13 protein-coding genes are annotated in these 13,799 nt (G+C 27.8%); 3 read left to right on the top strand and 10 right to left on the bottom strand.

The window, feature by feature from the left end:
* Positions 1 to 44: 44 nt before the first annotated feature.
* From LPB137_RS06320 to LPB137_RS06285, 8 genes are all read right to left on the bottom strand, one after another.
* On the bottom strand, positions 45 to 728 hold the full coding sequence (locus tag LPB137_RS06320; RefSeq protein WP_076085904.1) for a response regulator: 684 nt from the start codon (positions 726 to 728) through the stop codon (positions 45 to 47).
* Positions 725 to 2,497 carry a 7TM diverse intracellular signaling domain-containing protein gene (locus LPB137_RS06315; RefSeq protein WP_076085901.1) on the bottom strand — a complete coding sequence of 591 codons (1,773 nt, stop codon included), beginning with the start codon at positions 2,495 to 2,497 and terminating at the stop codon, positions 725 to 727. The genes LPB137_RS06320 and LPB137_RS06315 overlap by 4 nt, the downstream gene beginning before the upstream one ends.
* Positions 2,498 to 2,755: 258 nt before the next feature.
* On the bottom strand, positions 2,756 to 3,451 hold the full coding sequence (locus LPB137_RS06310; RefSeq protein ID WP_076085898.1) for an ABC transporter ATP-binding protein: 696 nt from the start codon (positions 3,449 to 3,451) through the stop codon (positions 2,756 to 2,758).
* Entirely contained in the window at positions 3,444 to 4,211 is a 768-nt protein-coding gene (locus tag LPB137_RS06305; protein ID WP_076085895.1) for an ABC transporter ATP-binding protein, read from the bottom strand. Before LPB137_RS06305 ends, LPB137_RS06310 begins: the two co-directional genes overlap by 8 nt.
* Positions 4,208 to 5,248, bottom strand: a complete 1,041-nt coding sequence (locus tag LPB137_RS06300; RefSeq protein WP_076085892.1) for a branched-chain amino acid ABC transporter permease — start codon at positions 5,246 to 5,248, stop codon at positions 4,208 to 4,210. The genes LPB137_RS06305 and LPB137_RS06300 overlap by 4 nt, the downstream gene beginning before the upstream one ends.
* Position 5,249: 1 nt before the next feature.
* A complete protein-coding gene (locus tag LPB137_RS06295) occupies positions 5,250 to 6,146 on the bottom strand; it encodes a branched-chain amino acid ABC transporter permease (RefSeq protein WP_076089249.1) in 897 nt (298 codons plus the stop codon).
* A gap of 121 nt (positions 6,147 to 6,267) precedes the next feature.
* Entirely contained in the window at positions 6,268 to 7,383 is a 1,116-nt protein-coding gene (locus LPB137_RS06290; protein WP_076085889.1) for an ABC transporter substrate-binding protein, read from the bottom strand.
* Positions 7,384 to 7,529: 146 nt separating this feature from the next.
* Positions 7,530 to 8,630, bottom strand: coding sequence for an AAA family ATPase (locus LPB137_RS06285; RefSeq protein ID WP_076085886.1), 1,101 nt, complete (start codon positions 8,628 to 8,630; stop codon positions 7,530 to 7,532).
* A gap of 150 nt (positions 8,631 to 8,780) precedes the next feature.
* Between LPB137_RS06285 and LPB137_RS06280 the strand changes: the two genes are divergently transcribed.
* From LPB137_RS06280 to LPB137_RS06270, 3 genes are all read left to right on the top strand, one after another.
* Entirely contained in the window at positions 8,781 to 10,079 is a 1,299-nt protein-coding gene (locus LPB137_RS06280; protein WP_076085883.1) for an APC family permease, read from the top strand.
* Positions 10,080 to 10,127: 48 nt separating this feature from the next.
* On the top strand, positions 10,128 to 10,730 hold the full coding sequence (msrA, locus tag LPB137_RS06275) for a peptide-methionine (S)-S-oxide reductase MsrA (protein WP_156981728.1): 603 nt from the start codon (positions 10,128 to 10,130) through the stop codon (positions 10,728 to 10,730).
* 61 nt (positions 10,731 to 10,791) lie between these two features.
* Entirely contained in the window at positions 10,792 to 11,931 is a 1,140-nt protein-coding gene (locus LPB137_RS06270) for an MFS transporter (protein ID WP_076085880.1), read from the top strand.
* 16 nt (positions 11,932 to 11,947) lie between these two features.
* Here the strand turns inward: LPB137_RS06270 and LPB137_RS06265 are convergent, their stop codons facing one another.
* Both LPB137_RS06265 and LPB137_RS06260 read right to left on the bottom strand, forming a co-directional pair.
* Complete coding sequence (locus tag LPB137_RS06265) at positions 11,948 to 12,298, bottom strand: DsrE family protein (protein ID WP_076085878.1); 351 nt, start codon at positions 12,296 to 12,298, stop codon at positions 11,948 to 11,950.
* The gene (locus LPB137_RS06260) at positions 12,295 to 13,680 is read right to left on the bottom strand and encodes a chloride channel protein (RefSeq protein ID WP_076085875.1); all 1,386 of its coding nucleotides are present in this window, start codon (positions 13,678 to 13,680) and stop codon (positions 12,295 to 12,297) included. Before LPB137_RS06260 ends, LPB137_RS06265 begins: the two co-directional genes overlap by 4 nt.
* Positions 13,681 to 13,799: the final 119 nt, after the last annotated feature.

Below are 13,799 nucleotides of genomic sequence, written 5' to 3'. Positions count from 1 at the left end.
ATTAAATTATAAAATAATTATGATTAGAGTTATAAACAAAAGATTTAGATATTTATTCTATAACCAATAGAAGGGATAGTTTCAATGAATTTATACTTCATTTTAGCTCTAAGTCTACTAACTAAGGCTCTTCTAGTATTTTCATTGGGAAATTTATCTGGCCATATTTTATTCTCCATTTCATAAATTGAAATAATGCAGTTTTTAGAAATAACTAAAAGATTTAGAAGTTGAATTTCTCTTTTTGTAAGATGTAGGTATTCATTATTATAAATAAGTTGATTATTTTTAGAGTCATAACTAAACTCATTATCAAATAGTATATCTCCGACTTTATGATCTTCTCTTTTAATATTATTATCATACGAAGATACTGCCATTTTAAGAGAAACAAATAATTCTTGTTTATTAAAAGGCTTTGTTAAATAGGCACTTGGGTTAGTTTTAATAGCTCTCTCAACTGTAGTTTCATCACAATATGCAGTTAAATAAATAATACTTGTATTTATCTTTTTTTGTATCATTGAAGCTGTATCAATACCATCTTTATCACCTTTGATTCTTATATCCATCATTATAATATGTGGTTGGTATTTTAAGGCATTGTTATATCCATCTAATGAGTTATTTGAAATATTTACAACTTCATATCCAAGGTTTTCCAAATAATCAGCTATTTCCATAGCAACAATCATTTCATCTTCTATTATCATTACAGGTATTTTCATATTTTCAACTTTATATTGTATTCACATTTATTATCTATATCTTTTGATATAGTACCATTTAGTTGTCCTACAACTAAACTATTAACAAGTTCTAAACCTAAAGACTTTTCATTTATATCTGAGCTTTTAAAACCTTTTCCATTATCTGATATATGCAAAAATAATTCATTTTTCTTTTGAGTTAAGTAAATTGAGATTTTCGTACATTCAGAATATTTCATACTATTAGTAAGTAATTCATTTATTATAATACCTATATATACAGCATCTTTCAAGGATATGAAAACAACAGTTCTTATATCAAAATCTATCTCTTTAGAATATGAAGTTTCAATATCTTCACTTAAACTATAAATATATTCATACATATCAATTTTTTCAATATCATCATTTAAACTTAGAATCTCATGTGTTTTAGATATAGATTTGATTCTATTTTCAAGCTTTAAAAACTGTTCTTTTGTTTCAATATTATCAATTTTATTACTTTGCAATCTGATAATTGAAAGCATAACTTGTAAATTATTTTTAACTCTATGATGAAGTTCTCTGTATAGATTCTTTAACATTAAAGTTCTATTTTCAACTTCTTCTTTGATAATTGCATTTCGTTCATGTAGCTCTTCTACTAATTTATTATCAATTGAATCTTTTTGTTTTTGTAAAATATTTAACTTATCAACAAATGCAAGTAATAAAAATAAAGCTTCAATTGCTGTAAAAACTAAAACTAAAATTGGAATATTATACATAATAGAATAAATTCCTAAGGCATCAATAATTGTAAGAAAAAATCCAATTATAAGAAAACTCCAACCTACTATAAAGAATCTAGCTTGCTTATTCCCTCTTTTATAAACATAGATTGCAGCATAATAATTAAAAAATATAAATACTAAACCAGTTAAAACGGTAATTTCTGGATAATAAAAATAAGGACTTGAAATAAATACTATTTGCAAAAGTACTATATATATAAGATATTTATATATTTTATCTATGTTCTCATAATTCTTTGTTTTTAAAAAACTTCTTGCAAAAACTATCCCCATAATTATTACAGCACCAACTTTAGGAACAACTATCAAATTATCAATTCTAGTAAACCATAAGGGCATGTATAAGGGTAGTAAACCAATATAAGTGAGTTGCTGAAAGAGTAAGACAATAATATAAAAGGAATAATATAAATAGCTTATATCCTTTGCATAAAAGAATAAAACCATTGCATAAATAAGAAAAGAACTAATAACTCCTATTAATAATATAATAGAGAATTGTTTAGCAAAATCTTTTTTTAAAAATACTTCTTCATCTTCAAGCTTAATAGAAAACTGTAAGGCTGTTGTGTTATTTTTGATTTTAACATAATAAGATTGCGTTGAATTTGCAGAAATATTTAAAGTAAAAGAAGGATTGATTGTCTTTCTTTTTTCATCTATATATAACATACCACTTCTTCTAATATCTTTATTTGAGTATAAAACAATTTCCTCTAATAAAGGATTGTCAAGATCTAGTATTTTTTGTATCTTTTTATTTGTATTATTTTTTATTTGTATTTTTAACCAAACAGTAAGGTTTTTATTAAACCCAAAGTTCTTGTGAATATTATTTAAAGGCTCAAAGGTTTTAGTTTTAATAGCTTCGATATTTAAATTTTCTTTATCAATAAAAATAGAAGAATTACTAATAGATATTTGATTATTAGCATATAAAAAAGAGTTTAGGAAAATAAGTATAAGAAGAATTTGATTATATTTTTTCATTAATTTTCTTTATAGATATATAAATCATTATATAATTAAAAAAGTAATAAATATATTAAAAGTTATTAAGAAGTATAGATAGTATTAAATCCAATGAAAACTTTTCTCTTGCTTCTAATTGCATTAATAACATATATTAAAATCCTATTTTATATTTATATAATCTATTATAATGGTTAAACGTTAATCAATTATAAATTAAATCAAAAAAAGTAGATAGATAGTATAAAAATACTATCTATTATCTATATTAGAGTATTAAGCACCTAAGTATTTAGCTCTAATTTCATCAGAATCAATAAGCTCAGATCCTGGTCCTTCAAGTGCAACTACACCATTTTCAAGTACATAAGCATAATCAGATACTTCTAAAGCAGCAAAAGCATTTTGTTCAACTAATAAAATAGTTATACCCTCTTCTTTTAGTCGTACGATTGTTTCAAAAAGTTCACCAATAATTTTAGGAGCTAATCCTAAAGATGGTTCATCAAGCATTAAAAGTTTTGGGCTTGACATTAAAGCTCTTGCAATTGCAAGCATTTGTTGCTCCCCTCCACTCATTGTTCCTGCTAATTGACCTTTCTTAGCAACAAGTCTTGGAAAAAGTTTAAACATCTCTTCTTGAAGCTCTTCATATTTGTCATCATTGTTAAAAGCACCCATTCTGAGGTTTTCTTCAATTGTTAAGTTTTGAAAACATCTTCTTCCCTCAGGAACAAGCGCTATATCATTTTGAATAATTGTATGAGTTTTCATTTTAGAAATATCTTCATTTCTAAATGTGATTTCACCATTTTTCTTAACATCATTTACAATTGATTGTAAAGTCGAAGTTTTACCAGCACCATTAGATCCAATTAATGAAACAATTTGACCTTCTTTAACTTCAAAGTTTACATCTTTAACACCTTTGATAAGTCCGTAAAATACTTCTAAATTTTTAACTTTAAGCATGTTTAAAATCTCCTAGGTAGGCTTTTATTACTTCTTCATCTTTAATAGCATCTTTAATATCACCTTCAAAAATCGTTTTTCCATAATCTAAAACCATAACTCTATCACATAGTTTATTTACAAACTTCATATCATGTTCAATTAATAAAATAGTAATATCAAATTCATCTCTTATTTTAAAGAATAATTCTGCAAGCTCATGTGTTTCTTGTGGATTCATACCAGCTGCTGGTTCATCTAAAAGTAAAAGTTGAGGATTTGCAGCAAGTGCACGAGCAATCTCTACTTTTCTTTGTTGTCCATAAGAAAGTGAAGTTGCTAATTCATCTGCATACTCTGCTATGCCAAGTACTTCCATGATTTCAAAAGCTCTTTGTTTAACACGTCTTTCTTCTTTGAAAAATCTAGGCAATCTAAAAATAGTTTCTAGATAAGTATATGATGCTTGATAATCAAATCCAATTAAAATATTATCTAATACTGTCATTGATGTAAAAAGTCTAATATTTTGGAAAGTTCTTGCAATTCCACGATGAACAATTTTATATGGTTTTATTCCATTTATTTTTTGTCCATGAAATTTAATATCACCTTCTGTAGGTTCATAATTTCCAGTAATAATATTAAACATTGTAGTTTTACCAGCACCATTTGGACCAATAAGACCATATATTTCTTTTGCTTTTACACTAAAAGATGTGTCCTTAATGGCAGTTACTCCACCAAACTTTTTAGTAACATTACATACTTCTAATATCATTTGTCAGCCTTTTTCTTTTTGAAGAAGTCTTTTAATTCTTTTTTACCTGTTAATCCTTCTCTTGCAAAAAGCATTACAAGAATTAAAATAAGTGAGAATACAACCATTCTCATTCCAGGTGTTCCTTCTGTTTCTATTCCCATAAAACTCATAGGTTCATCTAAGAATCTCATATATTCTAAACCTGCCATTACAAAAATAGTTCCTAATATTGCACCTGTTGTACTTCCTAATCCACCTAATACAATAATAATTAGTAATTGGAATGTTAAGAAGAATGTAAATAAATCTGGTGATATAGATGTTAATAATGCAGCTAATAAACCACCTCCAACACCTTCAAAAAAAGCTGAAGTAGAAAACGCTAAAGTTTTAATCTTAAAAGTATTAACACCCATTGCAGTTGCGGCATCTTCATCGTCCCTAACAGCTTTCATAGCCCGTCCATATTTTGAATAGATAATATTTAAAATAGCAAGAACAGTAAATATAGCAATACCGCCTGTCCAATAAAGGTTTGAATATTCAGGAATATCATTTATACCTAAAGAACCATTTGTGATTTGAGGATTATTAATAGCTAAAATTTTAATAATAAAACCAAATCCTAATGTTACAATTGCAAGATAATCTCCTCTTACTCTAAATACAGGAAAAGATAAAGATAAAGCAACCAACGCTGAGATAATACCTGCAAATAATAATGCCCATGCAAAATCTGCTTGCATAGCTAAAACCCAAGCTGATGGGTCTTCAATATCATATTGATAAAGCATCGTATCAGCATCAACAATCAAAATAGAAGTAACATATGCACCAATAGCAACAAATCCATTTGGTTCAAGAGAAAACTGACCAGTAACACCATTAATAAGGTTATACGAAACTGCAAGAATAATAAAAATTGCAACATTATTTATAATTCTTACTGTATATTCATCAAAAGTAACCTGTGCAAACCACGTAAACCAAATAGCAGTTACTATAATTGCTAGATTAATTAATCTTTGTTTAGTAAATATTTTATCTTCAATCATATTAGAACCTACTCTTTTCAAGGTCTTCACCCATTATTCCAGTTGGTTTAAAAAGTAATACAAATATTAATAAAATAAATGCAAAGGCATCTTTATAACCACCAAGTTCTGGCCAAAAAGCAATAAATACAACTTCAGTAAACCCAATAATAAATCCACCTATAACAGCCCCTGTAACTGAACCAATACCCCCAACAACAGCTGCTGCAAAGGCTTTAAGTCCTACTAAAACTCCCATCATTGGTTCAACACTAGGGTAATTAACTGCCCAAAATAAACCACCAACAGCAGCAAGAGCAGAACCCAATCCAAATACAATTGCAATAATTCTATTTGCATCAATACCCATTAAATTTACAGTTTTAATATCAAATGATAAAGCTCTAATTGCCATTCCATATTTTGTTTTATATAATATATACAAAATACCTAGTAATAATCCTAATGTAACAATTGGAACAGTAATAGATGCTACTGAAAATACTACACCTGAAACATCAAATATTTTTTCCATATACTCAGGAACTGGAAAAGCTCTTGGAGTTCCACCAGCAAAAACTGTAAATGTATTTTCTAGAAAAAATGAAATACCAATTGCAGTAATAAGTAATGAAATTTTTGGAGCTTCTCTTAAAGGCTTATATGCAATCTTGTCCATAAGCACCCCTAAAAGTGCAGCTATTACAATTGATAATAACATTGTAACAGGGAAAGACAATTCAAATACTGCCATAAATGTATAACCTAAAAAGGCACCAACCATCATAATATCACCATGTGCAAAGTTAATAAGCCTAAGCACTCCGTATACCATTGTATAACCAATTGCAATTAAAGCGTACATAGATCCTAAAGAGAATCCGTTTACTAGTTGTTGCATTAATGTTAATAAATCCATTAAATCTCCTGATTTTTTTACAAACTTCTTTTCTAATAGTAAAAACAACATTATTACTTTTACTATTACAAAAAAAAATCTAGCAATTTCTTGCTAGATTTTTTCTATATTTATATTTTTATTATGGGTTAACTGTCGCTTTAAATCCAGCTTTACCATCTTTAATTTCTTTAATAACTGCAGATCTTGTTGCATTTCCTTCACTATTAATAGAAATTTTTCCTGAAACACCATCAAAATCAACTGTTTTTTTAATTTCATTATTAATACAAACAGAGTTTGTTGGGTCTTCACATTTATTCATTGCTGCAATTAATACATTATAAGTATCAGCACCTAAAGCAGTAAATGAATTCATTTCAGCATTTCCTGTTTCTTTTTCGTGGAAAGCTACGAAATCAGCTGAAGTTTTTGATGGAGGGTTTTTGTAATCAAAGAAGTCTGTAAACATATATCCTTCAACAGATTTTCCACCTAAATCAATAAATGTTTGATTTGCAACACCGTCACCTGAGAACATTGGTTTATCTAAACCTAATTGCTTAGATTGTCTAGCAATCATAGAAGCTTCTGGGTGATATAAAGGCATAAACATAAAGTCTGGATTAATTTTCTTAATTTGAGAAACTACAGCTTTAAAGTCTTTATCACCTGAAGTAACTTTGATTTTTTTAACAATTTTTCCACCTTTAGCTTTAAAAGCTTTTTGGAATGCTTTTGAAAGACCTAAAGAATAAACTTGTGCTTGATCAATTACAACAACAGCAGTTTTATAACCTGATTCAATAGCAAAGTTTGCAACAACTTCACCTTGGAAACTATCTGTAAAACAAACTCTATTTGCAAAAGTTCTCTTAGCAGTTAATTTATCATTTGTAGCAACAGAAGCGATTACTGGAATTTTTTTCTTATCAGCAATAGCAATTGTTTGCGCAGTATTTGTAGAAGTTAAAGCACCTAAAATAGCAACAACTTTATCAGAAGAGATAAGTCTAGTTGTAGCAGTTGCAGTTTCAACTTTATCACCTTTGTTATCTAATAATACTAATTTAACAGTATCACCATTTGCTAAAGTTGGTTGTAATTTATTTGCAAGTTCTAAACCTAAGTGAGTTACTTGACCATAAGCAGCTATTGGTCCAGACATTGGCATAACTGCCCCTACTTTAATCTCTTTTGCCATTACAACACCACAAGTTAATGCAGATGCAAGTGCAATACTTAACATTTTCTTCATTGAATCTCCTTTTGTATTTTAACAATTTGTTATATTCTATGTAAAAAATCTGTAAAAACAGCTTATTTATTTATATAATATATACAAAAGTTACAAATTTTATGCATAATAGTGATTATTATTTAGACACTTCTTCTGCAATTTTTTTAGATTCTAGTAAATGTTTTTTGTAACCACAATTCAAATGTTCTATCTGGAATATATATTACATCATCATTTTTATCACATATCTCTTTTTCAAATAGTGCCTTTATTGCTGATTGTAAAGTTTGCTTCTTTATATTAAATTCATTAAGTACATCTTGTGTATATATTTTCTTTTTATATTTTGATAATATTTTTAGTGCAATCTTTTGATTATTGTTTAACATATCATATATTAATCTATAACTTGAATCTTTAGAATTTACAATTTGTTTTACAACCTCATCGATATACTCTTTACTAATTTCCTCATTTTTCTTTTCTAACCATAAGATATGACATATGTTTTGTAAGAGTTTTGTTTCACTATCAGATACTTCATATATATAAGACATTAACTCTTTTGATATATTTATATGTTTCTTTGTATATGTATATACTTCTTCTAAAGCTAAAGGTTGTAATTCTAAATGCGTTGCCATTTCATATAGTGGTGCTTTGTATTCAAACAGTGAAGTTAATAAATGTCTTTTTGAACCTAAGAATATCCATGATACATTTTGCAGTGTTTGTATATACTTTCTTAATAGCGCATCTAGCTTTATATCTGTTATTAGTGATATTTGTTGAAACTCATCTATTGCAAATACTACTTGCTTATCTTTTGATATTTCCTCTAGTGCTAAAAAGAAGTCTTCTATCATCTCATCAAAAGAAAGTGTTGCTACTATTGGTCTTAATGAGAATTTTGAAGTATTAGGATCAAATGATGGTTCTACTCTTACACGTTTAAACATCTCACTAAATTTTTTATACATTACTTTGAAATCACTCTCTTCTATGTTTGATATGCCCTTTAATAGTAACTTTATAAAATCTTCTTTTGAAGTAATATCAAAGATGTCACAATATATGCAAGTATACTCATTACTATTACGTCTTAGTACTTCTTGTATTAAAGTTGATTTACCCATTCTTCTTTTTGAGTGTATTAATATATTGTTTGAAGTTTTAATAAAATCGTTTATTTTTTCTATCTCTTCTACTCTTCCATAGAATGTTTTACTATCTGCTATTATCTCATAAGGAAATGGTGATTTCATTTTATGCCTTTTTTTAATACTTTTATCAGTATTTATTTTTTAGTACTTTTAGTATTTTATCATTGCTTATATTAATTACATATTAAAAGTATTTTATTTTAAATACTAAATATTTATACTATAATATTTTAAAAATACTAAGGTAAGTACTTGAATAACGAAAATGATAACAAAAGAACAATTGGATTAATAGGTGCAATTTCAATTGGTATAGGAGGAATGGTAGGAGGTGGAATCTTTGCTGTTTTAGGTGAAGCTGTATCTTTAGCAAAAGGAGCAACTTTAATTGCTTTTTTATTTGCAGGAATCGTTGCCCTACTTACTTCATACTCTTATGCAAAACTATCTGTAAAATTTCAAAGTAAAGGTGGGACAGTTAGTTTCATAGATAATGCTTTTGGTCATAACTTTTTATCAGGAGCTGTAAACTTTATACTATGGTTATCTTATCTTGTTACAATTTCTTTATATGCAGTTGCTTTTTCTTCTTATGCTGAAGTTTTGTTTTTCAAAGAGTCTACTTTATTAAGTAAGCATTTGTTTATTTCTCTTGCTATTATACTCCCTTTACTTATTAACTTAATTAGTGCTTCTTTTGTAAGTCGGTCTGAGACTATTATAGTTGTAATTAAAGTAGTACTTTTAGTAGTAATTATTCTATCAAGTTTTTCTTATGTAGATACACAAAGATTATCACCTTCACAATGGAGCGATAGCTTTTCTATCTTAGTTGCTGGTATGATTATCTTTGTAGCTTATGAAGGTTTTGAGTTAATTGCTAATGCAGCAGAAGATATTAAAAATCCTAAGCAAAATTTACCAAGAGCTTTTTATGCTTGCGTTATTATAGTTATCTTTCTATATATACTAATTGCATTAATTACAGTAGGAACTGTTGAAGAAAGTGCATTATTAGAAGCTAAAGATTATGCTTTGGCAATTGCAGCAAAACCGGCTTTAGGACAAATTGGTTTTACTATTGTTTCTATTGCTGCACTATTAGCAACCTTTTCTGCTATTAATGCAACTATATATGGCAATGGAAGACTAGGATTTATACTAGCAAAAGAAGGCGAGCTTCCTTCAAAACTTAATAAAGAGAAAAAAAGTATTCCTAGTACTAGTATTTTAGTAACTGCGTTTTTTTCTTTGATTATTGCAAACAGTATTGAACTAACTCAAATAGCAATAATAGGAAGTGCTAGTTTTTTACTTATTTTCTTTATAGTTAATATTGCAGCTTTAAAACTATATAAGCTCTTAAATGCAAATAGAATAATAGTTCTTCTATCTTGTATAGTAAGTTTTCTTGCACTTATTACTTTACTAGTTCATACATACAGTAGTGATAAAAATGCAATTATGATATTTTTTGCTTTTATAGCTTTTGCTATTTTATTTGAAGCAATATATGGAAAGATAATTAGAAAGAACTTTTTTGATAAATAAGCACTAAACAAAACTTCACTAAAATATAAAATACAAAAAGGATAAAAAATGAAGATTAATAAATATGCAGTAATTATAGCTCTTGGTCTATTAGCGTTTATCTCTACAAATTTTAGTAAAGAAGTTGTAGTTCCACAAAATAAAAACATTGACTATACAAAAATGAAGACTGCACATTTTGCAGGTGGTTGTTTTTGGGGAGTTGAACACTTATTTGAAAAACAAGCAGGTGTAAAAGATGTAATTAGTGGATATATGGGTGGTCATAAAGAAAACCCTGATTATTATGGTGTAATAAAAGGTGATACAGGACATGTTGAAACTGTTGAAGTTATATATGACCCTAGTGAAATTTCTTATGAAAGTTTAGCAAAGCTATTTTTTGAAATACATGACTCAACACAAAAAAATGGACAAGGTCCAGATATTGGAAGTCAGTATTTGTCTGTAGTATTTTATAATAATGAAGAAGAAAAGAAAATAACAGAAAAACTAATTGATATTTTAAAATCAAAAGGTATAGATGTGGCAACTACACTTAAAAGTACAAAAGACACTCCTTTTTATGCAGCAGAAGGATATCATCAAAACTATTATATAAGAACTGGAAAAAGTCCTTATTGTCATGTTTATAAAAAGATTTTTGACTAATCTTTTTATAACTGACCTTTTAATATTGGGTAAATAATAAAATTTACCCTATAATCCAAAAATGAAAAATATCAAAAAACTTACAATGCTTACTTTATTACTAATTGCAATGACAACATCAATGTCAAATGTTGCAATAGTAACAGCCTTACCTCATCTAAAAGAGTACTTTACAGATATAGCAAATATTGAATTTTACTCAAGGCTTATGTTAACAATTCCTTCTCTTGTTATTGCTATATTAGCACCTTTTCTTGGACATTTAATTTTTAAGTATGGAAAGAAGCGTGCTGTTATTATCGCACTTAGTGCTTTTTCTATAACAGGAAGTGCAGGATTATATTTACAAGATATCGAAATGCTTTTATTTTCAAGGGCCTTATTTGGTGTATGTGTAGCAACGTTAATGATTGTATCAACTTCTCTTATTGGGGATTATTTTAAAGAACAAGATAGACACAAGTTTATGGGGTATCAAAGTGCTTTTATGGCTTTAGGTGGAGTTGTATTTGTAATAGGCGGTGGAGTTTTATCTGATATTTCTTGGCGTTACTCTTTTGGTATATACTTAATTGGTTTTTTACTTGTTCCTCTTGCTATTACACAACTTAAAGAAGTTATAGTAAAAGATGAGAAAGATGAAGATATTGAAATTAATTCTAATATGTTTTATATATATTTTCTTGCTTTTTTTTATATGTTGATTTTCTTTATACTACCTACTCAAATTCCATTTTTATTAATTGAAACATTTAAAGCTAGTGGAAGTTTTGCTGGAACTATTATTGCAATTGCTTTTTTATGTAATGCTTTGGGAGCTATTACTTTTTCAAAGTTAAAACAAAAGTTTTCATTCTCTATAATTTACATTATAGGTTTAGCAATTATTGGTATTGGATTTGCAGGTGTTGGTTTTGTAAATCATACTTACTATTTCTTTTTAACAAGTCCATTACTTGGCTTTGGTGGTGGTTTGATGATGACAAATATAACTGCTTGGATGTTAAGTCGTACAAGTGCAAAAAAAAGAGTCAAAACTTCTGGATATTTCACAAGTGCAATTTTTTTAGGACAGTTTAGTTCACCTATTATATTTCATTGGCCTGTTGATTTTTTAGGTGTACAGCATTTCTTTTTAGCTATTGGTATATCATTACTTATTATTGTTTTTTCATCTTTTATATATATCAAAATAAAATAGAACTATTTGTTCTATTTTATACAGAGATAATACTATTACCTTCTTTTACCCATGAGCTTAATAACTCACCTGTGTAATATACTTGCATATCACAAGCTTGTAAAGTATCACTAACACCTAAATCTTCTGCACACTTTTTACAAGCTATTACTTCAACACCATCTTTAATCATTTCTTGGATTTTGTCTTGTAATTCTTTATCTTGACTTATTAGTGTTTGAGAAGCACCCCAAACAAGTATTTGAACATTTTGTATCCAACCTTTTAGTTTTGCATTATGTGCATATAAACATATCATGTTTATTGCTGTATCTTTATTGTCTGTTGTCCATAAAATTTTTGCTGTATTTTGTTCTTCTTTAATCATTTTGGTAACCTTTTATTTGTATTTTTACTTTTACTTCTTAATCTTTGTTTTAAATCTTTGAACTTTTGTTTATCTTCAGCTCGTACATTTGCAGAAGAATGATCCATATCTTCACCCATTGAAATATCAAGCATTTCACTTTTTTTCATTTTTAATATTTGAGATGGAAAAACACTTCTATGTCCTGTAATTAAAAAAGTAATTACAACAGAAATTGCGGCATAAGGAGCAATTTCAAGTCCAAAAAGTTCAACTGCCATAATAATAGCAGCTATTGGCGCATTTGTAGCACCTGCTAGTAAACTTACAAAACCAATAGCTGAAAAGAATGCAATATGATCACCCATTAAAGAACCAAATAAATTCCCACTAGTTGCACCTACAAAAAATAAAGGTGTTAAAACTCCTCCACTTCCACCAACTCCAAGAGTAATTGATGTAAATATAGTTTTTAAAACAAATGCATACCAAGGTATCTCTTCTACTACACTCTGATCTGAAAAGAATGTACTATTTACAGTTTCTAATCCTAAACCAAAATACTGTTCACCAAAGAAAAAAGATAATACAATTAAAAATGTTCCGCCTAGAAAAGCTTTTAAGTAAGCATTCATTTTAAATGATTGAATAGACTTTCCTGTAGTTTTTAAAAAAGTAATAAAGAAATCTGCAATAATTCCAAAAAATAAACCAGCAAGTACAACTTGACTAATAAGTGTAAGTTCAAGTGGAATAGCTTGTGAAAATCTCATATCAAAATATGTATAGTTTAAACCAAGAAATTGTGCCGTAGAAAAAGCTGCAAAGCCCGCTATAAAAGAAGGAAGTAGTACATCATACATAATAATTCCAACAATTAATACTTCAACACCAAAAATAGCACCTGAAATTGGTGTTCCAAAAACTGCTGCAAAACCTGCGCTTATCCCACAAATTACAATTTTTTTTCTATGCTCTTTTGAAAATCTAAAAATATCGGCTATTAAAGAAGCAGCACCAGCACCTATTTGTGCAGCTGGTCCTTCTTTCCCTGCTGAACCTCCTGCAAAAATTGTAAGAACAGTGGCTATTAATTTCACAGGTATTATTAAAATATCTATTTTTCCATGTTTTTTATGAATTGCTTCTATTACTTTTTCTGTTCCATGACCTTTTGCATTTGGAGCAAAAGTTTTTGTAAGCCATATGGTAAGCATTAAAGCAAAGGGCAATAAATAGTAGTATTTAAAGCCTAGTAAATCTCTTGAGTCTTCTGAATACTGTAAGACTGTCACAAAAAAAGTAACTATTGCACCTATTACTATACCTATGATTGTTGAGATAATAAGCCATTTACTAACTGAGAAAAAGATAATTGATTGTTCGAGGAAGTGTTTTTTCATATTAAAACTTTTGATTTATAAATTATATTTTTATTGTATCATCTTTTGAAAAAATAACACTTGATTCATGTCTATTAAATAAACTTTTAAATTTTTATAAGTTTCATAAGCTATAATTA

This window comes from Poseidonibacter parvus (assembly GCF_001956695.1).
Classification (GTDB): domain Bacteria; phylum Campylobacterota; class Campylobacteria; order Campylobacterales; family Arcobacteraceae; genus Poseidonibacter; species Poseidonibacter parvus.
Note: the sequence above shows the minus strand (reverse complement) of the source record. Positions and strands in the feature narration are given on the sequence as shown.

Coding starts and splice junctions, on each gene's coding strand:
- LPB137_RS06320 (WP_076085904.1), bottom strand. CDS start 728: ATGAAAATACCTGTAATGATAATAGAAGATGAAATGATTGTTGCTATG.
- LPB137_RS06315 (WP_076085901.1), bottom strand. CDS start 2,497: ATGAAAAAATATAATCAAATTCTTCTTATACTTATTTTCCTAAACTCT.
- LPB137_RS06310 (WP_076085898.1), bottom strand. CDS start 3,451: ATGCTTAAAGTTAAAAATTTAGAAGTATTTTACGGACTTATCAAAGGT.
- LPB137_RS06305 (WP_076085895.1), bottom strand. CDS start 4,211: ATGATATTAGAAGTATGTAATGTTACTAAAAAGTTTGGTGGAGTAACT.
- LPB137_RS06300 (WP_076085892.1), bottom strand. CDS start 5,248: ATGATTGAAGATAAAATATTTACTAAACAAAGATTAATTAATCTAGCA.
- LPB137_RS06295 (WP_076089249.1), bottom strand. CDS start 6,146: ATGGATTTATTAACATTAATGCAACAACTAGTAAACGGATTCTCTTTA.
- LPB137_RS06290 (WP_076085889.1), bottom strand. CDS start 7,383: ATGAAGAAAATGTTAAGTATTGCACTTGCATCTGCATTAACTTGTGGT.
- LPB137_RS06285 (WP_076085886.1), bottom strand. CDS start 8,630: ATGAAATCACCATTTCCTTATGAGATAATAGCAGATAGTAAAACATTC.
- msrA (WP_156981728.1), top strand. CDS start 10,128: ATGAAGATTAATAAATATGCAGTAATTATAGCTCTTGGTCTATTAGCG.
- LPB137_RS06270 (WP_076085880.1), top strand. CDS start 10,792: ATGAAAAATATCAAAAAACTTACAATGCTTACTTTATTACTAATTGCA.
- LPB137_RS06265 (WP_076085878.1), bottom strand. CDS start 12,298: ATGATTAAAGAAGAACAAAATACAGCAAAAATTTTATGGACAACAGAC.
- LPB137_RS06260 (WP_076085875.1), bottom strand. CDS start 13,680: ATGAAAAAACACTTCCTCGAACAATCAATTATCTTTTTCTCAGTTAGT.